Consider the following 25,972-nt stretch of genomic DNA (forward strand, 5'->3'; position numbering starts at 1 on the left):
CCATGTTGAAGTCGATCGCCGACATGATGCCGTCGCCGAACTCCTCCTGGATCAGCTCCTTGAAGGTCGTGCCGTAGACCATCACCAGCTCGTAGAACCGGTAGATCAGCGGGTCGGTGGGCGGCATCGCCGGGATCGAGCCGCGATAGGGCGCCTCGTTGAGCATCCGCTCCTCGGCGACCGTCAGGCCGAACAGCTCGGCGGCCCGCTTGGCCTGGGCCTTGGGCAGCTTCATCTGGCCCATGCAGGCGGCGGTGATCAGGAACGGCGAGAGGCCGCCGATCGCCTCGTGGATGTGGGCCCAGCTCCAGCCCTTCTCGCGTTTGATGTCGAGAAGCTTCTCGGTCAGGTCGGCGCGCTTCATTCGGGGCTCCGTGCTCGTTCGTCAGGCTGGTTCGGGTGAGGCCGCGGGGGGCGAGCGGCCTCACCCCACCCCGGGCGGGGTGCGCACCCGGACCGGAACCGACGGGGGGCATCGGTCGGCACCGGGCACGGAACGCGGCCCGCGGTCTCGGCTGAGACGCGCGGAAACCGCGCGGTTGCAAGGGCTGCGCCAGCCAATTCTTCGCAGAGATCACAATTCGCGACGCACCGGATGTTTCCGCTGCGAAGACATTGCGAAGCGTGGTTTCGATGCACCGGACCGGCGGGAAGCGCGCCGCCGCGGCCGGAAACGCTTGCATCCGCGGCGTGTTTTCGGACCATGCGCCCTCGGGTCTCGGAGGCGGGCTTTGGACGGGGACGATCAGGACGAACAGAGGGCGGGCGCATCCGCGCCGCCGGCACCTTGGGAATTCGTGCTGCCGGAGGAGACGGCCACGGAGGATCTCGGCCTGTTCCTGTCCGAGTTCCTGTGCCCGGGCGACGTCGTGGCGCTCTCGGGCGGCCTCGGCGGCGGCAAGACCACCCTGGCGCGGGCGGTGATCCGCGAACTCGCCGGCGATCCGCGCCTGGAGGTGCCGAGCCCGACCTTCACGCTGATCCAGCCCTACACGGCCCGCGACGGCCGGGCCATCGTCCACGCCGACCTCTACCGCCTGCGCGACCCCGACGAATTGGTGGAGCTCGGCTTCGACGAGATGGCCGAGGACGCCATCACCCTGGTCGAGTGGCCCGACCGGATGCCGCCCCGCGACGGCCCGGTGCTCACCATCGACCTGTCGCTGCGGGCCGAATTCGGCGCCGAGGCGCGCCTCGCCCGGATCGACGGCACCGGCGGCATGCGCGCCCGGCTCGACCGGGCCCGGGCGGTGCGCCGCCTCCTCGACCGCAGCGGCTGGGACATCGCCGAGCGCACCCTGATGCAGGGCGACGCCTCGTCCCGCGCCTACGAGCGCCTGACCAAGCCCGACGGCACCAGCGCCGTGCTGATGATCGCGCCGCCCCGGCCCGACGGCCCGCCGGTCCGCGACGGCAAGCCCTACAGCGCGATCGTGCACCTGGCCGAGAGCGTCCACGCCTTCGTGGCCCTCGACCGCGGCCTGCGGGCGCTCGGCTTCTCGGCGCCGAAGATCTACGGCGAGGATCTGCCCGAGGGCCTGCTGATCCTGGAGGATCTGGGCAGCGAGCCCGTGGTCGAGGGCGGCGCGCCGCGGCCCGAGCGCTACACCGAGGCCGTGCGCCTGCTCGCCAAGCTCCACGCGACGCCGCTACCCGCGGTGCTGCCGGTGGCCGACGGCATCGAGCACGTCCTGCCCGTCTACGACGAGGCGGCCTTGCTGTTCGAGGCGGAGCTGATGCCCGAATGGTACGCCCCGGCGATCCGGAACGTCGCGCTGTCGGAAGACGCCCGGGCGGAGTTCGTGGCCCTGTGGCGCGCGGCTCTGCAGAACGCGGTGCCCGACCGCGCCACCTGGACCCTGCGCGACTACCACTCGCCGAACCTGATCTGGCTGCCCGAGCGGGAGGGGCTGGAGCGGGTCGGGCTGATCGATTTCCAGGACGCCGTGATGGGCCACCCGGCCTACGACGTCGCCTCGCTGCTGCAGGATGCCCGGGTCGATACCAGCGCCGAGTTCGAGCTGCGGCTGCTCGGCCTCTACGCCCGGGAGCGCCGCGGCCGGGACCCGGCCTTCGATGTCGGCGCCTTCGCCACCGCCTACGCGCTGCTGGCCGCCCAGCGCGCCACCAAGATCCTGGGCATCTTCGCCCGGCTCGAGCGGCGCGACGGCAAGCCCGGCTACCTCGCCCACCTGCCGCGGATCGAGGGCTATCTCGCCCGCAACCTCGCCCATCCGGCGCTCGCCGAGCTGCGGGCCTGGCACGCGGCGCACCTGCCGGGCCTGGTCGCATCCGAGGAGGAGGCCTGAGCCCGCAGGGCTCCGCCCTGCACCCGCAAAAGGTCTCGGACCTTTTGAAACCATGACTTGCAATGCTTGATCCGGATTCCCGCATGAGCGAGCCCGTCCCCGTCGTCACCCGTGCGTTCGTGCTGGCCGCGGGCCTGGGCAAGCGCATGCGGCCGGTGACCGCCACCGTGCCGAAACCCCTGGTGGAGGTGGCCGGCAAGGCTCTCCTCGACCATGCCCTCGACCGGGCCGCGGAGGCCGGGATCGAGACCGCGATCGTCAACGTCCACTACCTGCCCGACCTCATCGAGGGGCATCTCGCCCGCCGGACGGAGGGGCCCGCCATCCAGGTCTCGGACGAGCGGGCCGCGCTGCTGGAGACCGGCGGCGGCATCCGCAAGGCGCTGCCGCTGCTCGGCGACGCGCCCTTCGTGGTCCTGAACTCGGATTCGTTCTGGCTCGAAGGCCCGGCCCCCAACCTGCGCCGGCTGATCGCCGCCTGGGATCTGGACCGCATGGACGCCCTGCTGCTGGTCGCCCCCACCGCCACCAGCCTCGGCTACGATGGGGCAGGGGATTTCGTCATGGACGCGGACGGCCGCCTGGAGCGCCGCGGCGAGCGCGAGATCGCTCCGTTCATCTACGCGGGCGTGGCGATCCTGCAGCCCGGCCTCTTCGCCGACACGCCGGACGGTGCCTTCTCGCTCAACCTCCTGTTCGACCGGGCGATCGCCACCGGCCGGCTCTCGGGCATGCGCCTCGATGGCCAGTGGCTGCATGTCGGCACCCCGGAGGCGATCCAAGCGGCCGAGGAGCGCGTCCGCGCAAGCGCCCGGACGCCATAGCGCCGGCTGCTACGCATTCGGCATAATCGGTCTCACCAAACAGTCTTGCCAAGCCGGATCCGAGCCTCTAGAAGCCCCTTCACACCGGCGGGCCAAGCCCCCGCCGCCGTGTCAGGCGCCCGTAGCTCAGCTGGATAGAGCACCAGACTACGAATCTGGGGGTCAGAGGTTCGAATCCTTTCGGGCGCGCCAACACGCAGCTATCATTTCATAATCTGCCGAATGCACTTCGGGTAACGCTGTGGGTCACAGCGCAACCGCTCGGTGATGGCTACCGCCCGCGCGAGCGGCGCTCGAACCTGTGCCGTCTATCAGGCGAGGACGGCGTCGAAAGTCGCGCGTCGTACCAGCCAGCCGAGCCCCAAGTCTCCCACATGATGCGGCCGAACCCCTTGAGGTCGGCCTCCACGGATTTCTGGCAGCGCTTGGTCCCCAGAAACCAGTGGTTCCACTGACGCTGGCACTGCCGGAACGGCGGCGTTCGAGCCCCAGTCATGACCAGCGACCTTGACGGTCCCGCGGCCGAGCGCATCCATTAGGTCGATGGCGTCGTGGGCCAATCACCGTCCATCTTAGCATTCCCCGGAAATTGTTCACGGACAATTGAACGGTCTGCAATCCGGAACGGGGAGACGGCCAGCGTTGTTCGCTCCGAAACCGAACCGCCCCGGAGTCCCTGACCTTGCAAGCACCTGTCCGCTACAGCCCCGATGTCGAGCACGTGCTGCCCGACGAGGGTAAGACCATCGAGGGACTGAACGAGACCTTCGATACCATTCTCAAGACGGTCGCCGACGATTCCGGCCACGCCGTCCGCTCCGTCCACGCCAAGGCGCACGGCATCCTGGAGGGCGTCCTTCGGATCGATCCGAGCCTGCCGCCGGAACTGGCTCAGGGGCTGTTCGCCAAGTCCGGCGAGCACAAGGTCTACATGCGGCTGTCGACCAATGCCGGCGACATCCTGCCCGACGCGGTCTCGCTGCCCCGGGGCCTCGCCCTGAAGGTTTTGGATGTCGCGGGCGAGCGCCTCCCCGATGCCGAGGGCACGACCCAGAACTTCATCCTAGTCAACGGCAAGGTCTTCCAGGCGCCGAACGCCCGGAAGTTCCTGGGCAGCCTCAAGCTGCTCGCCGGCACCACCGACCGGGTCGAGGGCCTGAAGGTCGCGGCCTCGACGGTGCTGCGCGGCGTCAACAAGGCCCTGACGGCGGTGGGCATCGAGAGCCCGACCATCGGCTCGCTCGGCGGCGCGCCCAACGTCGATCCCCTCGGCGAGACCTATTACAGCGTCACCCCGTTCCGGTACGGCGACCACATCGCCAAGTTCTCGATCGCGCCCGTCGCCCCGGGCCTGACCGCGCTCACCGGCACCGAGATCGATGCCTCCGGCCGCCCGAACGCGATCCGCGAGACGGTGCGCTCCGAGATGACGGGGATCGAAGGCGTGTGGGAATTCCGGGTCCAGCTCTGCCGCGACCTCGAGCGCCAGCCCGTCGAGGACCCGACCGTCGAATGGAGCGAAGACGAGGCGCCGTTCCAGCGGGTCGGCCTGATCACCGTCCGTCCGCAGGACAGTTGGGAGGAGTCTCGCGTCCGCACCGTGGATGAGGAGATGCGCTTCAGCGTCTGGACGGGGCTCGCCGCGCACCGACCGCTGGGTAACATCAACCGCGCCCGCAACGCGCCCTACCGGCACTCGGCCGAGTTCCGCCAGCGCTTCAACGGCTGCCCAATCCACGAGCCCGGCGCCGGGCGCTGAGGGAGGCCTGCATACGCCATCCGATCGTGGCGGCGGCCGTCATCTTCATCGTTCTTGGCGCACGCAAGGTCCGGCAGGCTGCGGCAAGGCGCTGCCCGACGCCTGCGCCTGCATGAGGGTCGAGGCTTGCTGAAGGGGCGCCGGATCGGGAAGCACGAAAAATTCCCGCGGGCGTTATCGCCCCCGGGCGGGGCGAAGCGCGATCGGAGTCCCCATCTATGGGACATGACGGGACGCTTCGGTCCTACGGAGGAAGCACGATGAGCGAAGAGAGAGCGGTACTGGCGGGCGGCTGCTTCTGGGGCATGCAGGACCTGATCCGGCGCCAGGACGGCGTCATCACCACCCGCGTCGGCTACACCGGCGGCGACGTGCCGAATGCGACCTACCGCAACCACGGCACCCATGCCGAGGCCATCGAGATCGTCTATGACCCGGCCAAGACGAGCTTCCGGCGCATCCTGGAGTTCTTCTTCCAGATCCACGATCCCACGACTCCGAACCGGCAGGGCAACGACCGGGGGCTGAGCTATCGCTCGGCCATCTACTATCTCGACGACGCGCAGCGCCGGGTCGCGGTGGATACCATCGCCGATGTCGACGCGTCGGGGCTCTGGCCGGGCAAGGTGGTGACCGAGGTGGCGCCGGCGGGGCCGTTCTGGGAGGCCGAGCCGGAGCATCAGGATTACCTGGAGCGCCGGCCGGATGGCTACACCTGCCACTTCATCAGGCCGAACTGGACGCTGCCGGTCCGGTCCCCGGCGTCGCAGGACGCCTGAGCGTCGAGCGCGGGCGCCGGAGCGAAGTCGTTCGCGGCTCCGCGCCTGTTTGACCGCGACGAAGCTCCGGCCCGCGCAATGATCGCGGGGACGCCGATGACGGGCGAGGCCGCCCGTGGCTGATTCCGGCCCCCATGGACGGCGTCGCCCTGGCCTGAGAGATCGGCCGGCGTCCGGCTGGAGCGCTCGCCGCCGACGTGGACACCGGGCCGGCGTCAGCGAGGGCGGTGAGTCCGAAGCGGAAAGGCCAGCCCGATTGCAACGCGATCGGGAACGGCTTTAAGCCACCTATCGGCCCGGGACGGCCTCGATCTCCTGCGCGCGCCTGATTCGGTCGAGCAGCTTTCCTGTATCCTTCGTCGGGTGACGACCCGGCGTCGCAAGGCATGGAGCGGGGCGACGTCTCCGAGGCCTTCGGGCCTTCCGACGTAACCGTGCGCGATGGACCGATCCGCCAGCCCCGAGTGTAATCTCACGATGCGTTCGACCCCAACGAGCGAGACGGCTCGCCTCCGGGCGCTGGAGAGCTACCGCCTGCTCGACACACCGCGCGAGAGCGACTTCGACGAGATCGCGGAGGCTGCGGCGGAGCTCTGCGAAGCGCCCATCGGCGTGGTCAACCTGATCGGCGACGGCCGCCAGTTCTTCAAGGCGGAGGTCGGCCTGGGCGTGCGCGAGACGCCCCTCGAATCGTCCTTCTGCCGCCAAGCCCTGCTGCAGGAAGATTTTCTCTACGTTCAGGACGCCGCGCGCGATCCGCGGTTCATCGGAAACCCCCTCGTCGTCGGCGATCCCGGTCTGCGCTTCTATGCCGGGGCCCTGCTCAAGACGCCCGACGGCCATCCCGTCGGCACGGTCTGCGTTCTCGACACGAAGCCTCACGAACTGACCGAGCGGCAGCGCAAGGGGCTGATGCGCCTGGCCCGGCAGACCATGGTGCAGATGGAACTGCGCCGCGCGCTGCGGGAGCAGGCCGAGCAGCGCCTGCTGCACGAGCGCATCCTCGACAGCGCGACCGACTACGCGATCATCGCGACCGACGCCCGGGGCAACGTCACGCGCTGGAATGCGGGCGCCGAGAACGTGCTGGGCTGGAGCGAGGCCGAGATGCTGGGCCACTCGGCAGCCCTGTTCTTCACGCCGGAGGACCGTGCCGGTGCCCGGCCGGAAACCGAGATGGCCCTCGCGCTGCAGAACGGCAGCGCTCCCGACGAGCGCTGGCACCTGCGCAAGGATGGCAGCCGCTTCTGGGCCTCGGGAGAGCTGATGCCCCTGAAGGCGGATGACGGCGACGTCATCGGCTTCCTCAAGATCCTGCGCGACCGCACCGAAAGGCGCGCGACCGAGGCGGCCCTGCAGGCGAGCGAGATGCGCTACCGCTCGCTCGTCGAGGTCAGCCCCCAGGTCGTATGGTTCGGCGATGCCGAGGGCAACGTCACCTACTGCAACGCCTACTGGTACGATTACACGGGCTTGCCGCCCGGCGTGACCGGAGAGGCCAGCTGGATGTCCGTCATCCATCCCGATTACCGCGAGTCCACGCGGCAGGCTTGGCTCGCGGCGGCGCGCTCGGGCCAATCCTACGAGATCGAGTTCCCGCTTCGGCGCGCGGACGGTGAACACCGCTGGTTCCTGTCCCGGGCGAAGCCGATCCCCAACGCGGACGGGACCGTGCAGAGCTGGATCGGGACCTCGCTCGACATCCACGAGCGCAAGGTCGCCGAGCGCCGCTTCAAGGCCCTGACCGAGCTCGCCCCGGCGATCATCTGGTTCGGTAATCCCGACGGCGGCGTCAGCTACCTCAACGACCGCTGGTTCGCCTACACCGGGCAGACGCCGGAGCAGGCGCTGCCGTTCGGCTGGGCCGAGGTCATCCACCCGGACGACCTGGACGGCCTGCTGAGCGTCTGGGACGAGGCCCGCGCGCGGGAGATCGTCTACGACACCGAGGCGCGCCTGCGCCGCTATGACGGGCAGTATCGGTGGTACCTGATCCGCGCCGAGCCGATGCGCGATGCCGGCGGTGCCGTCACGGGCTGGCTCGGCAGCAACACCGATATCCATGACCGCAGGCAGATCGAAGAGGATCTGCGCAAGGCGCGCGAGCAGCTGCGCCTCGCCGTCGAGGCGACCGGGACCGGTATCTTCGATTACGACCTCGTCGCCGACGTGCTGGAATGGGACCTGCGCACCCGCGCCTTCTTCGGCCTCGGACCGGACGCACCCGTCAACCTCGACGTCTACCTGGCCCGCCTGCACCCGGACGACCGGGCCAGGGCGGACGAGGCGGTCCGGGCCGCGCTCGATCCGGCCGGCAACGGCGCCTACGACATCACGTACCGCGTTGTCGCCCCCGAGGATGGCGTCGAGCGCTGGGTCTCGGCCAAGGGCCAGACGCTGTTCGCGGGCGATCGACCGGTGCGCCTCATCGGCACGGCGCGCGACGTCACGGAAAGCCGGAAGGCGGAGCAGATCCTGCGCGAGACCGAGGAGCGCTACCGGCTGGCCTCCCGCGCCACCAACGACGCGATCTGGGACTGGAACCTCACGACGAACCATATCCTGTGGAACGAGGCCCTCCAGACCGCCCACGGCTATGGGCCGGACGCGGTCGAACCCACCGGAGACTGGTGGATGGCCCACATCCACCCCGACGACCGGGCGCGCGTCGACGCCTCGATCCATGCGGTCATCGATGGCACAGGCCTCGTCTGGAGCAGCGAATACCGCTTCCAGCGGGCGGACGGCTCCTACGCCAGCATCCTCGATCGCGGCTACGTCATCCGCGCCGGCGACGGCCGCGCCATCCGCATGATCGGCGCCATGCTCGACATCACGGCGCGCAAGCGGGCCGAGGAGCACCAGCGCCTGCTCACGGGCGAGCTCCAGCACCGGGTCAAGAACACCCTCGCCCTCGTCCAGGCCATCGCCAGCCAGACCCTGCGCGGCGCCACCGACGTCGACGCCATGCGCGAGGCGTTCGCGTCCCGCTTGATCTCCCTGGGACGCGCCCACGATATCCTCACCGCGTCGAGCTGGACGGAGGCTCCCATCCAGGAGGTGGTGGACGGGGCGCTGGCGGTGCATCGCGGCGTTGCCCCGCACCGCATCCGCGTGAGCGGCCCGAACGTTCCCCTGGCGGCCAAATCCGCGCTGTCGCTGGCGCTCGCCCTGCACGAACTCGCCACCAACGCGACCAAGTACGGGGCGCTCGCGAACGAATCCGGCGCCGTGGACCTGTGCTGGCACGTCGTGAAGGCGAACGGGGCCTCACGCTTCTGTCTGACCTGGTCGGAGCAGGGCGGGCCGCCTATCCTCTCGCCGCCGACGCGTCGGGGCTTCGGCTCGCGCCTGATCGAGCGCAGCTTCGCCGGCGAGGTGGGCGGGCATGTCCAGCTCACCTACGCCCCGACCGGCCTCGTCTGCCACTTGGAAGCGCCGCTCCGGGCCATGCAGGACCATCGCGACGAGGCGGCGGCCTGACGTCATTTTTCACCATCCGTCGCCGCTGTCCGGAATGTCTTGGCCGATGACGAAGCGGGCGCGCGGCGATGTCGGTTGGGTCCCTGTGGGAACCGGCAGTTCCGTCCGATCGACGCGTCAGCGCCTTGACCGCAGAGGTCCCGGAAGGCGCGGTTGGCGAAGGCGATGGGATTGTCGGGCAGGTTCACGTTGGTGACGAACTGCGGCATGCGGGTTGTCTCCGCCGCCGTGAACAACAGGTCGGTCCCGGAGGCCGAGGTCCGCTCGTCGCCGTTCGGCGCATGCACGTGCCGCTCGTTCCGTTGCCGCCGCCGTAGCGCCTCGGTTTCCGTCCCCCTGTCCTTGATCCCGACCCGCCGCCGAAGCCGGATCGCCCGGGTCACGACGGTCGGGGGGCTACCGCTCCATCGGCATATCGCCGAGCCGGGACGACGCCTCTCCTCGGCGCTCAGGGCTTTCGGATGGCCCCTTGAACCAGAGCGGCGCTTGCACGCCTCGATTCTGGCGGCGGCAGGGGATCGTCCAGGCAAACGCGTCCTCCTGCTGAGCTTGTAAGGCTACGATTTGGACGCTGGCTATGAGCGGGATGCCGTGTCATGGCTTGGTCGGTGACTGATCATGCCGTCTGCCTCCATCCCGTGCCGCCTGACAGCCTCGGCTGGTCCAGCTTCTTCGACGACCAGCTGGAGCGCCACGAGACCGATCTCGCTCGCATGCGGATCGCCACGGTCCATCGCTCCCGCCTGACCGCTCTTTCGCTCACCGGACCGGTCAAGCTGACGCTCCCGGTTCACACGAACACCGGCGATTTCGCGGTGGGCGATTGGGTGCTGGTCGATCCCCAGACCCAGACTCTGCACCGCCGGCTGAACCGCAGGTCGGTCCTGGAGCGCCACACCGAAGGCAGCAAGACGCTGCAGGTGGCCGCGGCCAATGTCGATACGCTGTTCGTCGTCACATCCTGCAACGCGGATTTCAATCCGGCTCGGCTCGAGCGCTATCTGGCTCTGGCCAATCAGGGCGGCGCAAACCCGGTGATCCTGCTCACCAAGGCGGACACCGCGGCCGATGTGCAATCCTACCAGCGCCAAGCCGCCGAGCTGCAGCGCGGTCTGGCGGTCGTGACCGTCAATCCCCGTCTCCCGGAGGCTGCAAGCGCCTTGTCGCCGTGGTGCGGCGTCGGACAGACCGTCGCACTGGTCGGCTCCTCCGGTGTCGGCAAATCGACCCTGGTGAACACCCTGACCGGCCTGAGCCAGGACGAGGCCCAGGAGACCGGGAGCATCCGCGAGCACGACGCGAAGGGACGCCACACCACGACGGCGCGCTCGCTGCACGCCATCGCCGGCGGCGGCTGGGTCATCGACACGCCCGGGATGCGAACGCTTCAGGTCAGCGACGCGGCCGACGGCATCGCGACCCTGTTCGCCGAGATTACCGAACTCGCGCCCGCGTGCCGGTTCCGCGACTGCACGCATGCCCACGAACCCGGCTGCGCCGTACAAGCCGCCGTCGCCGACGGCCGGCTGGATCCCGAGCGGCTGACCCGATGGCGCAAGCTGCTCACCGAGAACCGCGACAACACCCCGGTGTCCACGGGGCCGCGCGGTCGTCAAAAGGCCGGCCGATAGGCGTCTCCACAATCCCGAAGCGATTATAGGCGGCGTCCTCTGCCGCTTCTGGTTGCCGGACGACGCTTGACGCTGGGTCGCCGGGCGTGTCCTCGTAGGGGCAACAAGAATTCGCCTCGGAGGACGGTCTGCCATGGCGCTGATCCGGTGCTGCATCGTCTCGGCTGCGATCAGCCTCGCCGCCATGACCGGGCCGATTTCGGCCGAGCCGATCCGCGTCAAGGTCGGTGTCCTCAACGACATGTCCGGGGTCTATTCGGATACCGGCGGCAAGGGCTCGGTCGTCGCGGCCAAGATGGCGGTCGAGGACTTCGCGCAGACGAACAAGGACGTGCAGGTCGAGATCGTCTCCGCCGACCATCAGAACAAGCCCGATGTCGGCGCCGCCATCGCCCGGCAATGGTACGACCGGGACAACGTGGACGCGATCCTCGACGTGCCGACCTCTTCGGTCGCGCTGGCCGTGAGCCAGGTCACGCGCGAGAAGAACAAGATCTTCATCGACTCGGGCGCCGGAACCACCGAGCTGACCGGCAAGCAATGCTCGCCCAATACGATCCAGTGGACCTACGACACCTACGCGCTGGCGCACGGCACGGCGGGTGCCATGCTCAAGCGCGGCGGCGACACCTGGTACTTTCTCACGGCCGATTACGCGTTTGGCCTCTCGCTGCAGAACGAAGCCGCCGCCGTGATCGACACGGGCGGCGGACGGGTGCTGGGCTCGGCCCGCGTCCCGTTCCCGGCCAACGACGTCTCGTCCTTCCTGCTGCAGGCGCAGGCTTCCGGGGCGAAGGTCGTGGGGCTGGCCAATGCGGGCGGGGACACGATCAACGCGGTGAAGCAGGCCCATGAGTTCGGGCTGACCGACGGCGGGCAGAAACTGGCTGCGCTCCTGATCTACGCCGTCGACGTCCACTCGATCGGCCTGCAGACCGCGCAGGGGCTGGTGCTCACGGAATCGTTCTATTGGGACCTCAACCCCGGGACGCGGGCCTTCTCCGAGCGGTTCTACAAGCGCCACGGCGACACCATGCCGACGATGAATCAAGCGGGCGTGTATGCCAGCCTGCTGCATTACCTGAAGGCGGTGGCCGCGGTGAAGTCGACGGACCCGCAGGCGACGATGGCCTGGATGAAGGCAAACCCGACGGACGACCCGCTCTTCGGCACAGGCTCCGTCCGGGCGGACGGACGCAAGGTGCACCCGATGTACCTGTTCGAGGTGAAGACGCCGTCCGAGTCGAAGGGCGCGTGGGACCTGTACAAGCTCCTCGACACCATTCCGGCCGATCAGGCGTTCCGCCCCCTCGGCGAGGGCGGCTGCCCGCTCGTGAACAAGGGGTAGAGGCCGGCAGCCGGTCACCCCCGATCGTAGCAGGCCTCGTACGGCCAGTGAGCTTGAGAGGGAGCCCGACATGCTGCGCGAGATCGAGGGACAGGTCGCCTGGGTGACGGGGGCCGGGTCCGGCATCGGCGAGGCCGCCGCGGTAGCCCTCGCCAAGGCGGGGGTGCGGCTGGCGCTCACGGGACGTGGGCGGGAGGCTCTGGAGCGAACCGCGGACCGCGTTCGCGCGGCGGGCGGAGAGGCCCTGGTGGCGCCGGCCGACATGCGCCGGGCCGATGACGTGGAGCGCGCCTGGGCGGCGGTCCACGCCGCCTACCGGCGCTGCGACATCCTGGTGAACTCGGCGGGTCTCAACGTGCCGAAGCGGAGCTGGAGCGAGATCACGCCGGCCGACATCGACGCCGTGGTCGGCGTGGACCTCAACGGGCCCTTCTACGCATCCCGAGCGGTGCTGCCGACGATGCGGGCTCAGGGGGATGGCCTGATCATTCAGGTTTCCTCCTGGGCCGGCCGCTACGTCTCCAAGCTGACGGGGCCGGCCTATTCCGCCGCCAAGCATGGGCTGGTCGCGCTCTCGGAGAGCCTGAACCAGGAGGAATGCGGCCATGGCATTCGCTCCTGCTGCATCTGTCCCGGCGAGGTCGCGACGCCCATCCTGGACAAGCGTCCCGTCCCCGTCACGGCGGAAGACAAGGGGCGCATGCTGCAATCGGAGGACCTCGCCGACACGATCCTGTTCGTGGCCCGTCTGCCGCCCTCCGTGTGCGTCAACGAGATCCTCATCAGTCCGACCTGGAACCGCGGCTACCTGGAAGGCGTGAAGCTCTGAGGGGCCGGTCTTCGGTTTCGCAGGGGTCGGAATTCGGTCTCGCTATCAATTCGTGATCCGCACGGAAGCGAGCGCCGCACTAAACAGCTGTTGCATGGCCTGATTGATGTCGCCGTCCGTCGTGACGGGGAAATACAAACCGTCCGTTGCGCAGCTCTTCAGCATCGGACCTATGTTGTTTTCGAATGGCTTGACGTTGTCATTGTAGAAATCATTATTATACAGCGGAAGATACTGGGTGTATATGATGCCAACTTTAATGTTGTTGTTTTTCATTGCCTGACAGGTGGACGGGCTGATGGCGCTGATGAATCGATTGGTGTTGATTTTGAATCCGGCGCTTTGATTGCTCATCGTGCCGTCGATGGGCGTATCCTGCACGCCGTCCGTCACAAAAAACAGGAACCGTATCGGGGTCAGCGCGGTGACGCCATTGCCGCTGGCCGGGATCGTGGTCGTCATCTTGGCGATCGCGCGCTCATAGGCGGTCTGACTGTCGCGCTGGTCCTGATAAGAATACGCCAGATCGATCTGATTGGAGGCTGTTTTCACCTGATCGAGGGATGGCGTCAGCTGGATCAAGCGCGTTTGTATGTCGCTGAACGTCCACATCTCCATGCGGAATTGCTGCGTCAGATTCATGCTCGACTTTGCGGAATCGACGAGATTGGATACGGCGTCGCGAAGGACCTGGATGCGAAGCTTGATGTTGTTGCGTTTGGCGATATTGTAGTTATCGTTGGTGTTTTCCGTGCCATTGCTGTTGAGCAGATGGCAGGCGAATGCGCAGCCGTTCGCCACACGTTGCATGTTGGAGATGTCCGCTGCGGTCGCCGCCAGACCCATGGATGGTGAGTTATCGAGCAATAAGTAAAAATCGATGTATTGCGCGATATTCCGAACGCTGCCCGATTGCCCTGAAATATTCATCGTCGTCACGTTCATCATGCTGCCGAGCGTCGTGCGCACGGTCGCCGTGTAACTCGCTGTCAGTCCGACTTGGGTGACGCCCGGCAATGGAAGTGCGACGAACGAGGTGATCGTGACGCCTCCAAGCTTTGCGGCATCCGCCATGAACTGCGTGCGCGCGCTGGCGAGCATGTCGGGGGTCATGATGTTCGTCTTCTGCGTGATGACGCCGAGGACGGCGGCATCGACCGCTGCGTCGAGTTGAGCTTTCACGGCATTGCGCCGACCATAATCGATGGCTGAACCCGCAGCATAAAGCATTGGAACGACCATCAAGGCAAAGATGATCGCCACCTGTCCGCTTCGTGCCTCCGAGAAACGCCGCGAGAAATGTTGAAGGATGCCCTTTCGCTCCGGGCGCGCTGCCGCGTCGCGCCAGGCTCGCCACGCGCTCAATAGGTCGGGCACTTCGATCCTCCCGGCATCACCACCTCGCCCTTGTCGAGGCGCTGTGCCCACGAAATCTGGCGGCTGAAAACCAGTCCTCTTGCCCCGAAGATCGATTGATAAAGCTTCGAGCCAATGATCGGCGCGTAGGACACGGTGACCTCAGCTAAAACATAACGGGCGCCGTCGTATTGAAAGGTCGCAGGCGTGGCCGGCAGACCGCTGTTGCCGTTGAGCGTGAGGACCGGGCGAGCGTTCTGCGGGTAACTCGAGCAGACGCCGCCGTAGAGCCCACCGGAAATGCTTTCGACACCCATGGCATGGATGGCGACCTGTACGTTGGTCGTCGGGTAGGGGCGCATGATCGAACCGGCGGCATTGACGATTGCGGCCATGTCGGTCGTTGTCGGACTGCCGTTGGTCGCGCGCCCCGAGAGGTCGGCGATGGTCCGCGCATACAGGGTGGTCTTTCTTCCCGTGTCGATGGCACGCACGAGTTCCGTCAGCCCGAAGTAAAGCGTGATGAGCAGCGGCAGGATCATCGCGAACTCGATGGCTGCGATGCCGCCTGCGTCGCGCCGGAAGCGCGCCAGTCGCTGTGCGGACGAGACCATCAGGGGACTGCTCAAGAGCTGGACGGGCAAGCGGCGGTCGAGTTGAATGGCTCGACTTGGAAGACGGTCGCCGCTTGGATCAGGCGCCGCCGGTTCGGCAGCGTCGCGTAGGCAGCCCCCAGCAATGGGAAATAGACCGGTACATCGATGGCCGCCTGAACGACGACGACGTCGCCGGCCCGTGCGCAGGTGTAGGACGGGAAATTCGCATTCCAGTTCGAGATGCCCGTCGTCGCGTTCGTGGCTGTCGCCTGCACGGGGGTGGCCGAGCCAAAGCTCGTAGCCTTTGTGATGCTGACCCGCACGTTGGAGCAGGGAAAAACGGTGATGCGTGCCCGGCCACCGGGGTAGCACATGGCCGTGCGGAAATTGTTGAGCAGGGTCGTCGTGTCGGTGATGCTGGTATTGGCCGTCTGGAATTGGCCCGTGTAGATTTGGCGGCCTGCGTCGGCGACCGCCTGCTGAAGGATCTCCTGCGCGAAATAGGTGACGCCGGCTTCCAAGATGGCGCCGGACAGGGCCAGAAACGGCAGCGCGACGAGGGCGAACTCGACCGCCGAGGCCCCGCCCCGGTGACGGGGTAAGGCATGAAGGGCACGGAGGATCGAACGGCGGACGATGCGGGATGCGCGCGCGGTCGTTGCGCGACCCATCTCGCTCTCCCCCTGAAGGCCTATCCACATGGTCCGTGCGTCGCGTGAAGGCCCGTGATCCCCAAGCCGGGAGCCATCGTGTGACAGCCCGGCCATACTGACGGCGTGGACCTTGCCAATCCGTTGCCGGAATGGGCGCGATTACCAGACGATTTCGTCTGCCTGACCGTTGGTTACCAATCGATATGAAGACGGACGGCCTAAATCCCCTCTCAAAGGGCGATCCTATAGCGGTAGATCCGCGACCCTCACAGCCGATGTCGATGAGGAGCCCGGGAGCGGGCTCGGGGAGGTGGTGAAGCCACGCTCAAGGCATCGACCGACAGGATGCCCTCGGTGTTGCACGGCATTGCGACGCGCCCGCACGCATCCACGGCGATCAAGCCGCCATGACCGCCCACCGTCGCGAGCCCGTCCCGGATGACCGCCGTGGCGACGGAAACCCCGACATGGTCCGCCAAGCGGACCCGTCGGTCAGGCGACCCTCTGCGCGGCTGAGCCAAGGCCCAACTCAGCGCGGAACAGCGCTTCCATCTCGCGCCGGATGCGGATCGCCTGGTGGTCGGTGTCGTAGGCCACGTCGCTCCAGCGGACTGCCCCGCCGGCCGGGACGTCGTGGGTCAGCACGAGGTTGTGCGCGAGCCCGATCGGCAGGGCGTCCTGCTGGAGGGAATCGGCCGTCGGCATCAGCTTGCCGTAGACCGTGAATCCGCCCTCGCCGTCGAGGCGCTCGCCGGCTTTCAGGGGGCGCTTGGCGGTGGCCGCCACGTCGCCGCGCCATTCGCCGGTGGCGCCCGTGGCCTCGCCCCGGACCGCGATCGAGGCGACCGAGATCCCGAGCTCGAGACCGATCAGGTGGTAGGGCTTGTAGGTGGCGGCGTAACGGCCGCTGGCGTCGGTCTTCAGCCCGTATTGCGCGAAGCACTCCTGCACGTAGCGGCTCGGCGCCTCGAACACCGCGAAGACGCCCCAGCGCAGGTCGCGGAAGACCGGGCGCCCGTCCCGCTCCAGGGACGACACCACCTCGACGGTGCCGCGCTCGGTCAGGATGCCGCCATCCGCCACCGGCCGCAGGACCGTGGGCAGGTCGTCGACCCCGCAGGCCGGGAAAGCGAGGCCGTCGCGCGGGGGCGTCAGCCCGCAGGCATTGGCCACCGCGGCCATCTCCAGGGCCGACTTGGTGCCGTCCAAGAAGGAATTGAACATCTGCGCGTTGAAGTCGCCGCCCGCGACCTGCTCGGCGCTGAAGCCGTAATGGCCCCAGACCGTGTCGGGGGTGGAGGCGTGATAGGCCGGCAGGTACTTCGTCCCCTTGCCGGCGCAGATCACCTCAAGCCCGATCGTGCGCGCCCAGTCGACCAACTCGGCGATGAGCGCCGGCTGGTCGCCGGAGGCCATGGAATAGATCACCCCGGCCTCGGCGGCGCGGCGGGCGAGCAGCGGCCCGGCGAGCACGTCGGCCTCGACGTTGACCATGACGATGTGCTTGCGGTGTTCGCAAGCCTGGAGGGCGTGGTGGATGCCGGCGGCCGGGCTGCCGGTCGCGTCGATCACGATGTCCACGAACGGGCTGGCAATCATGGCGTCGGCATCGTCGGTGACGCAGGTCGCGCCGGTCCGCGCGGCCTCCTCCAGGCTGGGCGCCGCGAACCGGGCCTCGTCCCAGCCCACCCGGAGCAGCGCCTGGCGGGCGCGATCCGGCGAGAGGTCGGCCACGGCCGTGAGGTGGATACCCGGCGTCCGGGGTGCCTGCGACAGGTACATGGAGCCGAACTTGCCGGCGCCGATCAGGCCGACGCGGACCGGGCGGCCTTCGCTGGCGCGACGCTGCAGCTTGGCGAACAGGGACATGGCGCTCTCCCGGCGTGGTGCGCGGTCGGTCGGGCCTTGGGGCCCGTCCCCGCCGCGTTTGCACATTGACGTGGGATCGGAATTATCATGCGTTTCGGCGCCTGCCCATGCGGCGACGGCGGCACTTTGCGACCGGCGAGCATCGCCTTAGCCCGCGGCCCGGCTCTCTTGCTCCTGTTCCAGAAGCCAGCGGCGGAAGGCCTGGATCTTCTCCAGATCCCGGTCCCGTTCGCGGTAGCAGATGAAGTGGAGGTCCCGGTACAGACTCTCGAGGCGGCCATCGCCGAGCCGCACGAGTTGCCCGGCGCCGAGCTCGTCCTTGGCGAACCGCAGGCTCTCCAGGGCGACGCCGAGCCCCTGGATGGCCGCCGCGATCACCAGGGAGCCGCGGTCGAAGGCCGGCCCGGAGGGGGCAGCCGGGGCGGGAAAACCGTTCTGCGCGAACCAGTCTGGCCAGCGGACCGGGCTGAACGACGAGTCCAGCCGGGTGAAGCCCTGGATGGCGGCGGGCTCGATCGACCCGATCGCCCGGGCGAGATCCGGCGTGCACAGGGCCGCGATCTCCTCCAGGCCCAGGGACTCGACCGTCAGGCCTGGGCCGCGCGGCGGCCGGCCATAGGCGATCAGGATGTCGATCGCCTCGTGCCGGCCGAGGTCGATCGGGTCGGCGTTGCTGGAGAGGCGGATGCCGATCTCGGGATGGGCTGACACGAAGGCATGCAGCCGGGGCCCGAGCCACTTGGCGGCGAAGCTCGGGGTGCAATGCACGGCGAGCGACGAGGGCGGCGGCGGGCTCAATTCGGCGCAGAGCGCCTCGATCGCGTCGAAGGCCTGTCCGAGGCCGGCACAGAGGCGCTCGCCGTCGGTGGTGAGGGTCGCCTGGCGGTTGGCACGTCGGAACAGGGGCCGCCCGAGGGTGCGTTCGAGGGCGCGGATCTGGTGGCTCACCGCCGAGGGCGTCAGGTGCAGCTCCTCGCTCGCCCGGGCGAAGCTGCCGAGGCGCGCGGCCGCCTCGAAGGCCCGCAGGGCGGGAAAGCTCGGGATCCGCCGCATCCTGCGATCCGTGAATTGGATTCACGAAAACAGTGAAAAATCGTCGTTTGTCAAGACGAGCGGCCGGCACGATAGTGCCGGTCTGGCTGCGAAGACGGCCGAGACAACGACGAAGACCGAGGAAACGCATCCGGGTGCCGTCCAGCCCGAGCGTCTGACCGACAGCCGCTGGATCTCGGCCCTGCCTGGAAAAAAAAGGACACGCCATGCTCGACGACCATGCCCACGACAGCGACATCGCCATCGACCTGCCCAACGACAGCGCGGGCCGCAAGCGGACCTCGATCTACCAGCCCGAGCAGGCGGGCCTGATCTTCCCGGAGATCCCCCAGTTCGCCAGCCACGCCGAGGCGCGGGAATACCGCAAGCAGCACCTCGTGGCCGCCTGCCGGGCCTTCGCGATGCACGGCTTCGATTACGGCTTCGCCGGGCACCTCACGATCCGCGATCCCGAGCGTCCGGAGCTCTACTGGACCAACCCGATGTGCGTGCACTTCTCGCAGGTGCGGATGTCGAACCTGATCCTCGCCGACCACAAGGGCGACGTGGTCGAGGGGCGCTACGCGATCAACCGCGCCGGCTTCGTGCTCCACGCCGCCGTGCACGACGAGCATCCCGACGTCATGGCGATGTGCCACGCGCACACGACCTACGGCACCGCCTGGTGCGCCACCGGCCGCCCGCTGGACATGATCAGCCAGGATGCGGCCGCCTTCTACAACAGCCACGCGGTGATCGGCGCCTCGGCCGGTGCCGTGGCGGTGGAGAAGGCGAGCGGCCTCTCGGTGGCTCAGCAGATCGGCCGCAACCGCGGCGTGCTGCATCAGAACCACGGCCTGCTCACCTGCAGCCGCCACAGCATCGACGACGCGGCGTTCTGGTTCATCGCCCTGGAGCGGGCCTGCCAGCAGCAACTTCTCGTCGAGGCTACCGGCATCAAGCCGCAACTCCTGTCGGAGAAGACCGCGCGCTACAGCCGCGAGCATGTCGGCAGCGACTATATCGGCTGGCTGCACTTCCAGACGCTCTACAGCCACATCGCCGCCACGCAGCCCGACATGTTCGAATGAGGTGGTGACGGGATAGCTTCGGGCGACCCGGATCCCTTCTCCCGTGCGGACTACGATGGTCGCACATCGTCTTGCGAAAGCCGCCACGCGCCCCCTCTCCCGTGCGGGAGAGGGTTGGGGTGAGGGACCAGGTTTTTCCGGAAAGCGCGCATCCCTCACCCTGTCCCTCTCCCGCACGGGAGAGGGGACCCGCGCGTGAATCCGATAGCCCGCAGAGGGGGGAGGGCGGGCGGGTGTTCGCTTCGGAGCGAGCCTATCGTCCAACCGAGGATGATCCACCCGATGCGTGACTCTGCTGGTCCGCACGGCAGAGCGTACGCGTCGCGGCCGACCCTTCTGCTGTCGACGCCCTCCATAGGCGCGCCGGTCAGATTTGCCTGTCGACAACCCGCATGGCCGGCAACCTTTCGGGCTTGAACCGTGTCGTCCTGGCGTCGCGGGTCGACGGGGAGGCCGTCATGATGGGTTTGGGTGTGTTCTGTGTGGTGGCCGGCACCAGCCTGGCCGCCGCATCCCTGTGGGCGCCCCGGTACCGCGCCCTCCTCGAAGGGATGGGCGGCTGCCTGTTCCTGGTCGGGCTGGGCTGCGCCGGTGCGGATCTGGCGCTGGCGTCCTGATCCGCGGCGATGGGCGGAATGATCCAGCGGGTTTTCGAGGGGCGGGGTTGCCAAGCTTGACCATATAGGCCAGCCTGTACGTAAGTAATGCGTCCCGATTGGAGCCGTACAGGAGTGCCAATGCTGGTCAATCACACGCGCCGCTTGCTCAATAAAGCGGCCGAATCCGGCGATTGTCGGATCTCCATCCAGCGGAAGCCGAACGCTTCCTGGCCCGCCGATCACAGCCGGCTCACCGCCCTCGAAAGCGTCGGCCATCTGGAGCGGATCGATCACGGCGACGAACGCGCGATCTGGCAGATCACCTCCGCCGGCCTGACGCAGCTTCAGACCTTCGCCGGAGGAGGCGCGTGATGGCCTCGATCAAGATCCGCGCGACCGATGACGGCACCTTCGTGGTCTATCGCAACGGCGCGGCCGTCGCCTCCGGGCTGACCCGCCATCAGGCCGAGCGCTGCGCGACGGTCCTGGGCTGGATTGCCCCGCATTCCTGAGCGGGTATCGATCGCAAGGAATCGTTAACCCTGTCGATCTACCCAGACTGCACCAGCCGATCGCTGGCCTTCCACGCCCATCCGATTTCGCCCCTCAACACGGGTGGGCGTGGAAGCCTAAGCACCCCCCGCGTTCGGCCTCAGAGCGCCCGGGCGTAGCCGGGCATCAGGTCGATGGCCTGGGCCGTCGCCTGGGACAGGCGCACCTCCGTCAGCGTGACCTCGGCCCCGGCTTTCACGGCTTCCTTGACGATCTGCACGCCGCTGTCGGGATTGTCCGCGATGACCGCGTAGAACACCGTCAGCAGGTTGTCCGGGGCGTCCTCGTCCCGGCGCGCGACCTTCACGATGAAGGCGGTTTGGTTCGGCTCGATCATGGCAGGCGTTGCGTTCCGTTCCCGACGGCGAAGAGATGACCCGGCATTCAGGCCGCGGTCAGGCGCTTGGTGTTGGAGGCGACGTGCTCGCGGTAGCGGGCGATCACCGTCTCGGGGGAACCGCCCGTCATCAGCATCGTCATGGCTTCGCCGGCGGCCTGCATCTTCTCGGTGACCATGGATTGCGCTTCGGCCATCCCCTCGCTGCCACCCCAGGCGAGGCGGACCAGGCGCAGTTCGACAACACGCTGAGCCTCGATGGCCAGCATCATCCAAGAGAAGAAGGAATTGTACACGGCTCACTCCGGACCGCGGCAGATGCGGCGGGGATTAAACTCGGCGGTCGCCTGGAACGATCCACCGGCGGCACGCGGGGCCGACCCGCGTTCCGGGCCGGCCTGCCTCTTGGCATGGCTCTTGGCATGGGAACGCGCTCAGATCACCCGCGCGCGAGCCGATCGCGGATGAGCGTGTGGAGCGCGCGCAGGTCGCTGCCGAACTGCCGGATGCCCTCGGCGAGCTTTTCGGTCGCCATGGCGCTCTCGTTCATCTCCCAGCGGAATGAGAACTCGTCGGTCGCCGGCACCTCGGGCGGCTCGCCGTAGGAGTCGGGGGAGAGGGCGCGGGGGAGGGGGCCCTCTGTCGCCGCGAGCTCCTCCAGGAGCTTGGGCGAGATGGTCAGGCGGTCGCAGCCCGCCAGCGCCTGGATCTGGCCGATGTTGCGGAACGAGGCGCCCATCACGACGGTCTTGATCCCGCGCGCCTTGTAGGCGGCGTAGATCGCCCGCACCGACTGGACGCCCGGATCCTCCGCCCCCGTAAAGGTCTTGCCCTCGGCCTTGGCGTACCAGTCGGTGATCCGCCCGACGAAGGGCGAGATCAGGAACACGCCGGCATCCGCGCAGGCCATGGCCTGGACCAGGGAGAACAGCAGGGTCAGGTTGCAGTCCACGCCCTCGCGCTGGAGCACGCGGGCCGCCTGGATGCCCTCCCAGGTGGAGGCGATCTTGATCAGCACCCGGTCGCGCGACACGCCGCGCTCGTCGTAGGCGCGGACGATCGCCCGGGCCTTCTCCAGCGTCCGGTCGGTGTTGAACGACAGGTTGGCGTCGACCTCGGTGGAGACGCGGCCCGGCACCAGCTTGGTCAGCTCGTAGCCCACCGACACGGCGAGCCGGTCGGCCACCGCCTGGACGACGTCCTCGGTCTCGCCGCCCTGTTTCTTGCCCCAGGCCACCGCCTCGTCGACGATCGGGGCGAGCCCCTCCATGCCGGCCGCCTTCAGGAGCAGCGACGGGTTGGTGGTGCAATCGACCGGCTTGAGCTTCTCGATGGCGCCGATGTCACCGGTATCGGCAACCACCACGGTCATGGTGCGGAGTTGATCGAGCAGCGATGTCATAGCCTACCTCGTGGATTGGCGCCCGGCCGACGAGGCCGTCGGGCTGCCGCGCCCGGACATATAAGACGCCCCCCCGGAGGCTTCGACGCCGCGCGGCTCGGGGCGAATCATCCGGCGAATGCGCCCGGGTGGCTCCGTACCACGATGGGGCGGGATCAGCCGACCGATCGCCAGTCGCGCAGCGACAGGGACCAAGCCTGGGCCTCGTTGTAGGCCACGGCCACACGGCCGTGGCTGAGGATCTTGGCGAGCATGACCCTGTCGCCCAAGGCGGTGATCTGGATCACCGTTGGGCCGTAGCCGGCATCACCGACGAGGCAGGTCCCGATATGCCAGCCCTGCTCGCGGCAGATCTCCGCCGCGCACCGGTGATCGTGCCGGGTCACGGATTGGCGCTGCGCGCGGCCGGCTGCGGGTTGGACGGGTTGCCGCCCGGAACCGCGCTGCCGTTCGACGGCGCCGTCGTGCCGCTCTCGCTGCCGGTGACCTGCTTGCGCGAGGCCGCCTGGCTCTGGCTGGCGTAATCCGGCGGCGAGCTCGCGCCCTGCCACGTCATCAGCCCGGCGAGCGCGGCGACCATGAGGCCGACGCTGGCGATCAGGACGATGAGCGCGGGCCGGCCGCGCTTGCCCTGCCGGCCGTCCTGACCGGAGAGTTGTTCTGCCATGGTGGAACCTCGTTGACCCACCGATGCGGGTCTTGGAGCGCGCACCGCCGAAGGGGATTCCGCTTCGGCGTCAGCGCGCGTGGGATGTGAGAGAGGAACAGGCCGCCGGGCCGATAGGTCCGCCCCTGTGGCCTTATGCACCGGCGCGGCGGTGCGAAGCTCCGGACTTCAGGTGGTGAAGACCAGCAGCAGCGCCCCGAGGCTGCCGAGCGCGGTCACACTGATCCCGCTCACGAAGGCGACGTCCCAGCCGGCGAACGTGTTGGTGATCGGCGCGAACCGATAGGCGGAATGCGTCACCAGCGCGCCGAGCACCGCGAGGGCCAGCGCGACCGACATCAGAATTGTCATGGGGTGTGATCCTTGTCCGCCAGTGGCGGGACTGACCGACCCTCCGCGGATACAGACAACGGACCGGCGGGCTCAGGTATCCGCCTGTTGCCGAACCTTGCGTGCCGCCGGTGACGCAGGCCCGGCCGGTCGCGTCTTCTGCCGGCCTGATCCGAGCGGCCGATACACCTAAGCCAGCGGCTCCAGACTACCTCTGGTCGATAACAACTGCGTCAGTGGTGCAGGCATACCAGTGGAAACAACGTAGGTCAGGGAACTTGCTTGTGCGCAACCCGTTTGAGCCCCGCTGCCGACAGGGCAGGGATCAGCACCGGGAGCCCGACCGATCGTGACGGCAGACATCGAACACAGAAGCACCGATCGGTCTATGCCGGCTCGCAAGGGCGTCCGTGTCAATATCCGTGCGAAATTGATGGCGATCTCGGCGCGCTCGCGACGCGGCCTCCCGGTAACGACGTCTAAAAGAATGGTATTTTCGTACTATTGAACGCGCGAAAGCCGCGCACATCTGGTGTCCGGTCCGGGGTCTTCTCAGGCACAGCGAGGTACCCATGACCGAACGCACGAAATTACCCTCTGCCGAGCACCTCAAGGCTTCGGTGAAGGAGGCCATCGGCAAGCTCACCGGGGATGCCCGGCTCGAGGCCGAGGGCCAGCGTCAGAAGCGGGCGGCTCAGGCGGCCAAGCCTCGCGACGACTGACTCCCCGTTTCAACCGGCGCCCCCACCCGGGCGCCATTCCCATCGAACCCATCACAACCGGAGAATGACATGGTCGATATCGACAGGATCACGGGCGCCGCGAAGGAGCTCGGCGGCAAGGTTCAAGGCGCCGTCGGCGACCTCACCGGCTCGCGGAGCGATTCCGTCGAGGGCCGCTTCCGCGAGGCGAGCGGGCAGGCCGAGAACTTCTACGGCCAGGCCAAGGACACGGTCCGGCACGCAGCCGACGAGGCCGCCGACTATGCCGAGGACGCCTACGAGCGCGGCGGCCACTACCTGCGCCGGGGCACCCGCGAGGTGAGCCATCAGGTCGCCGAGTACCCGCTCGCCTCCCTGCTGGTGGCCGGCCTGGCGGGCTTCGGCCTCGGCCTCCTGGTCAGCGCCAGCCGCGACTGAGAGCCTCTCACAGAACGCCCTCTGCGCTGTCGTATGCAGAGGGAGGCGCCCGGGTGATCGGGCGTTTTGTGAGGTGCTCCGAGCCCAGATCCCTCTTCCACAGACGACCGACGACCCGGAGTAACAGCGTGACCACCATCCCAACCACCGCGTCCCCCCTGGCGACAGGCGCATCTGCCGATACGCGTGCCGTCCTGCTCAACCAGGTCTCCTGGGGCGCGATCTTCGCCGGCGCCGCCACGGCCCTGGTGACCCAGGTGATCCTGAACCTGATCGGCGTCGGCGTCGGCCTGGCCTCCTTCGGCGCCAATGCCGCCGACAACCCGGCCGCCTCGACCGCCTCCATGGGCGCCGGGATCTGGTTCGTGGCCTCGGGCATCGTCGCCTCGCTGGTCGGCGGCGCCATCGCCGGGCGCCTGTCCGGCAAGCCGGTGGGCGGCTCGGCCGGCCTGCACGGGCTGGTCTCCTGGGCGGTGACGACCCTGGTGGTGCTCTATCTGCTGACCTCCGCGGTCGGGGGTATCGTCGGCGGCGCCTTCAGCGGCGTGACCAGCACCCTGGGCGGCGCCGGATCGCTGGTCGGCGGCACGGTCCAGACGGCCGCGCAGGCCGCCGCCCCCTCGCTGGCCAAGATCACGAACCCGCTCGACGGGATCGAGAGCACCGTGCGCCAGCAGGCCGCCGGCCAGGACCCGCAGGCCGCTCGCGATGCCGCCGTGGCGGCCGTGAAGGCCCTGTTCACCGGTGACCCGGCCCAGAAGCAGCAGGCCGAGACCCGCGCCGCGGACGCCCTCGCTAAGGCGCAGAACGTCCCGGTCGAGCAGGCCCGCCAGCAGGTCCAGGACTACGAGAAGCAGTACGAGCAGGCGGTCGCCACCGCCAAGCAGAAGGCTGAGGCCGCCGCCGTCGCCACGAAGTCGGCGGCCACCCAGGGCGCCTTCTACGCCGCCCTGGCGCTGGTGCTCGGCGCACTCGCCGCCTTCCTGGGCGGCCGCCTCGGCGCCCCCAAGCCCGTCACCCTGCTCGGCGCCTACGAGACCCGCCGCGCCTGATCCCCATCGGTCCCCGCCTTCCGGCGGGGACCTCTTCCGACCGGCATGAGCCGGCCATCGCGCAACCCTGAAGGAGAGTTTCGATGAGCAGCACCACCGACAAGATCAAGGGTCTGGCCAACGAGGCCGTGGGCAACGTCAAGCAGGCCGCCGGCAACGTGACGGGCAACGACAAGCTCGTGGCCGAGGGCAAGGCGCAGGAGCTCAAGGGCGAAGCGCAGAAGACCGTGGGCGACGTCAAGGACGGCGCCAAGAACCTGGCCGACAAGGTCACCGGCCGGAGCTGAACCGGTTCGGCGGGGCCGGCTGGTCCGGCCCCGTCCCGAGCAACTGCA

At 68.3% G+C, this 25,972-nt stretch carries 29 protein-coding genes and 1 tRNA gene; 17 read left to right on the forward strand and 13 right to left on the reverse strand.

Annotated elements, in window-relative coordinates; genetic code table 11:
- On the reverse strand, positions 1–364 hold a 364-nt coding region (cynS, locus tag MKK67_RS15440; protein ID WP_243965953.1), incomplete at its 3' end, for a cyanase.
- Positions 365–731: 367 nt separating this feature from the next.
- Between cynS and tsaE the strand changes: the two genes are divergently transcribed.
- The 6 genes from tsaE (at position 732) to MKK67_RS15470 (ending at position 9,154) form a co-directional block, all read left to right on the forward strand.
- Complete coding sequence (tsaE, locus tag MKK67_RS15445; protein WP_243965955.1) at positions 732–2,309, forward strand: tRNA (adenosine(37)-N6)-threonylcarbamoyltransferase complex ATPase subunit type 1 TsaE; 1,578 nt, start codon at positions 732–734, stop codon at positions 2,307–2,309.
- 83 nt (positions 2,310–2,392) lie between these two features.
- A complete protein-coding gene (locus MKK67_RS15450; RefSeq protein ID WP_243965957.1) occupies positions 2,393–3,133 on the forward strand; it encodes a nucleotidyltransferase family protein in 741 nt (246 codons plus the stop codon).
- Between the two features lie 115 nt (positions 3,134–3,248).
- A tRNA-Arg gene (locus MKK67_RS15455) sits at positions 3,249–3,325 on the forward strand.
- A 490-nt stretch (positions 3,326–3,815) separates the two neighbouring features.
- Positions 3,816–4,892: a catalase family protein gene (locus MKK67_RS15460; RefSeq protein WP_243965958.1), complete on the forward strand. Its 1,077-nt coding sequence runs from the start codon at positions 3,816–3,818 to the stop codon at positions 4,890–4,892.
- A 260-nt stretch (positions 4,893–5,152) separates the two neighbouring features.
- Positions 5,153–5,671 (forward strand): peptide-methionine (S)-S-oxide reductase MsrA, encoded by a 519-nt coding sequence (msrA, locus tag MKK67_RS15465; protein ID WP_243965959.1) that lies wholly within the window; start codon positions 5,153–5,155, stop codon positions 5,669–5,671.
- 477 nt (positions 5,672–6,148) lie between these two features.
- The gene (locus tag MKK67_RS15470; RefSeq protein ID WP_243965960.1) at positions 6,149–9,154 is read left to right on the forward strand and encodes a PAS domain S-box protein; all 3,006 of its coding nucleotides are present in this window, start codon (positions 6,149–6,151) and stop codon (positions 9,152–9,154) included.
- 2 nt (positions 9,155–9,156) lie between these two features.
- On the opposite strand, the gene MKK67_RS32645 is transcribed toward MKK67_RS15470, so the two are convergent.
- On the reverse strand, positions 9,157–9,537 hold the full coding sequence (locus MKK67_RS32645) for a hypothetical protein (RefSeq protein WP_279601658.1): 381 nt from the start codon (positions 9,535–9,537) through the stop codon (positions 9,157–9,159).
- Between the two features lie 213 nt (positions 9,538–9,750).
- Between MKK67_RS32645 and rsgA the strand changes: the two genes are divergently transcribed.
- The 3 genes from rsgA (at position 9,751) to MKK67_RS15490 (ending at position 12,962) form a co-directional block, all read left to right on the forward strand.
- Positions 9,751–10,785, forward strand: coding sequence for a ribosome small subunit-dependent GTPase A (gene rsgA / locus MKK67_RS15480; protein ID WP_243965961.1), 1,035 nt, complete (start codon positions 9,751–9,753; stop codon positions 10,783–10,785).
- Positions 10,786–10,918: 133 nt separating this feature from the next.
- Complete coding sequence (locus MKK67_RS15485) at positions 10,919–12,133, forward strand: ABC transporter substrate-binding protein (RefSeq protein ID WP_243965962.1); 1,215 nt, start codon at positions 10,919–10,921, stop codon at positions 12,131–12,133.
- A gap of 70 nt (positions 12,134–12,203) precedes the next feature.
- The gene (locus tag MKK67_RS15490; RefSeq protein ID WP_243965965.1) at positions 12,204–12,962 is read left to right on the forward strand and encodes an SDR family oxidoreductase; all 759 of its coding nucleotides are present in this window, start codon (positions 12,204–12,206) and stop codon (positions 12,960–12,962) included.
- Between the two features lie 45 nt (positions 12,963–13,007).
- Here MKK67_RS15490 and MKK67_RS15495 read toward each other — a convergent pair whose 3' ends face one another.
- From MKK67_RS15495 to MKK67_RS15515, 5 genes are all read right to left on the reverse strand, one after another.
- Positions 13,008–14,339 (reverse strand): TadE/TadG family type IV pilus assembly protein, encoded by a 1,332-nt coding sequence (locus MKK67_RS15495; protein WP_243965967.1) that lies wholly within the window; start codon positions 14,337–14,339, stop codon positions 13,008–13,010.
- The gene (locus tag MKK67_RS15500; protein WP_243965968.1) at positions 14,324–14,932 is read right to left on the reverse strand and encodes a TadE/TadG family type IV pilus assembly protein; all 609 of its coding nucleotides are present in this window, start codon (positions 14,930–14,932) and stop codon (positions 14,324–14,326) included. The genes MKK67_RS15495 and MKK67_RS15500 overlap by 16 nt, the downstream gene beginning before the upstream one ends.
- 11 nt (positions 14,933–14,943) lie before the next feature.
- Entirely contained in the window at positions 14,944–15,585 is a 642-nt protein-coding gene (locus tag MKK67_RS15505; protein WP_243965970.1) for a TadE/TadG family type IV pilus assembly protein, read from the reverse strand.
- Between the two features lie 474 nt (positions 15,586–16,059).
- Complete coding sequence (locus MKK67_RS15510) at positions 16,060–17,436, reverse strand: NAD(P)H-dependent oxidoreductase (RefSeq protein ID WP_243965972.1); 1,377 nt, start codon at positions 17,434–17,436, stop codon at positions 16,060–16,062.
- A gap of 147 nt (positions 17,437–17,583) precedes the next feature.
- Positions 17,584–18,489, reverse strand: a complete 906-nt coding sequence (locus tag MKK67_RS15515; protein ID WP_243965974.1) for a LysR substrate-binding domain-containing protein — start codon at positions 18,487–18,489, stop codon at positions 17,584–17,586.
- 206 nt (positions 18,490–18,695) lie between these two features.
- Here MKK67_RS15515 and MKK67_RS15520 point away from each other — a divergent pair, with 206 nt between their 5' ends.
- The 4 genes from MKK67_RS15520 to MKK67_RS15535 all read left to right on the forward strand — a co-directional run bounded on the left by MKK67_RS15520 (position 18,696) and on the right by MKK67_RS15535 (position 20,670).
- On the forward strand, positions 18,696–19,559 hold the full coding sequence (locus tag MKK67_RS15520; protein WP_243965977.1) for a class II aldolase/adducin family protein: 864 nt from the start codon (positions 18,696–18,698) through the stop codon (positions 19,557–19,559).
- A gap of 392 nt (positions 19,560–19,951) precedes the next feature.
- Positions 19,952–20,176 carry a hypothetical protein gene (locus MKK67_RS15525; RefSeq protein WP_243965979.1) on the forward strand — a complete coding sequence of 75 codons (225 nt, stop codon included), beginning with the start codon at positions 19,952–19,954 and terminating at the stop codon, positions 20,174–20,176.
- Between the two features lie 120 nt (positions 20,177–20,296).
- Entirely contained in the window at positions 20,297–20,530 is a 234-nt protein-coding gene (locus MKK67_RS15530; protein WP_243965981.1) for a hypothetical protein, read from the forward strand.
- Positions 20,530–20,670, forward strand: coding sequence for a hypothetical protein (locus tag MKK67_RS15535; protein WP_201025736.1), 141 nt, complete (start codon positions 20,530–20,532; stop codon positions 20,668–20,670). The genes MKK67_RS15530 and MKK67_RS15535 overlap by 1 nt, the downstream gene beginning before the upstream one ends.
- Positions 20,671–20,810: 140 nt before the next feature.
- On the opposite strand, the gene MKK67_RS15540 is transcribed toward MKK67_RS15535, so the two are convergent.
- The 6 genes from MKK67_RS15540 to MKK67_RS15565 form a co-directional block, all read right to left on the reverse strand.
- The gene (locus MKK67_RS15540; RefSeq protein ID WP_243965983.1) at positions 20,811–21,047 is read right to left on the reverse strand and encodes a hypothetical protein; all 237 of its coding nucleotides are present in this window, start codon (positions 21,045–21,047) and stop codon (positions 20,811–20,813) included.
- A 47-nt stretch (positions 21,048–21,094) separates the two neighbouring features.
- Positions 21,095–21,319 carry a hypothetical protein gene (locus MKK67_RS15545; RefSeq protein WP_279594826.1) on the reverse strand — a complete coding sequence of 75 codons (225 nt, stop codon included), beginning with the start codon at positions 21,317–21,319 and terminating at the stop codon, positions 21,095–21,097.
- 167 nt (positions 21,320–21,486) lie between these two features.
- Positions 21,487–22,449, reverse strand: a complete 963-nt coding sequence (gene tal, locus MKK67_RS15550) for a transaldolase (protein ID WP_243965985.1) — start codon at positions 22,447–22,449, stop codon at positions 21,487–21,489.
- Positions 22,450–22,604: 155 nt separating this feature from the next.
- Positions 22,605–22,835: a hypothetical protein gene (locus tag MKK67_RS15555; RefSeq protein ID WP_243965986.1), complete on the reverse strand. Its 231-nt coding sequence runs from the start codon at positions 22,833–22,835 to the stop codon at positions 22,605–22,607.
- On the reverse strand, positions 22,832–23,116 hold the full coding sequence (locus MKK67_RS15560; protein ID WP_243965987.1) for a hypothetical protein: 285 nt from the start codon (positions 23,114–23,116) through the stop codon (positions 22,832–22,834). The genes MKK67_RS15555 and MKK67_RS15560 overlap by 4 nt, the downstream gene beginning before the upstream one ends.
- A 168-nt stretch (positions 23,117–23,284) precedes the next feature.
- Positions 23,285–23,467 carry a hypothetical protein gene (locus MKK67_RS15565; RefSeq protein WP_243965988.1) on the reverse strand — a complete coding sequence of 61 codons (183 nt, stop codon included), beginning with the start codon at positions 23,465–23,467 and terminating at the stop codon, positions 23,285–23,287.
- A gap of 551 nt (positions 23,468–24,018) precedes the next feature.
- Here MKK67_RS15565 and MKK67_RS15570 point away from each other — a divergent pair.
- The 4 genes from MKK67_RS15570 (at position 24,019) to MKK67_RS15585 (ending at position 25,924) form a co-directional block, all read left to right on the forward strand.
- Positions 24,019–24,168, forward strand: coding sequence for a CsbD family protein (locus tag MKK67_RS15570; RefSeq protein ID WP_243965989.1), 150 nt, complete (start codon positions 24,019–24,021; stop codon positions 24,166–24,168).
- 69 nt (positions 24,169–24,237) lie between these two features.
- Positions 24,238–24,585, forward strand: coding sequence for a CsbD family protein (locus MKK67_RS15575; RefSeq protein WP_243965990.1), 348 nt, complete (start codon positions 24,238–24,240; stop codon positions 24,583–24,585).
- A 128-nt stretch (positions 24,586–24,713) separates the two neighbouring features.
- Positions 24,714–25,637 (forward strand): PhnA-like protein, encoded by a 924-nt coding sequence (locus MKK67_RS15580; RefSeq protein ID WP_243965992.1) that lies wholly within the window; start codon positions 24,714–24,716, stop codon positions 25,635–25,637.
- Between the two features lie 83 nt (positions 25,638–25,720).
- On the forward strand, positions 25,721–25,924 hold the full coding sequence (locus MKK67_RS15585; protein WP_058191783.1) for a CsbD family protein: 204 nt from the start codon (positions 25,721–25,723) through the stop codon (positions 25,922–25,924).
- Positions 25,925–25,972: the final 48 nt, after the last annotated feature.

This window comes from Methylobacterium sp. J-072 (assembly GCF_022829425.1).
GTDB lineage: Bacteria > Pseudomonadota > Alphaproteobacteria > Rhizobiales > Beijerinckiaceae > Methylobacterium.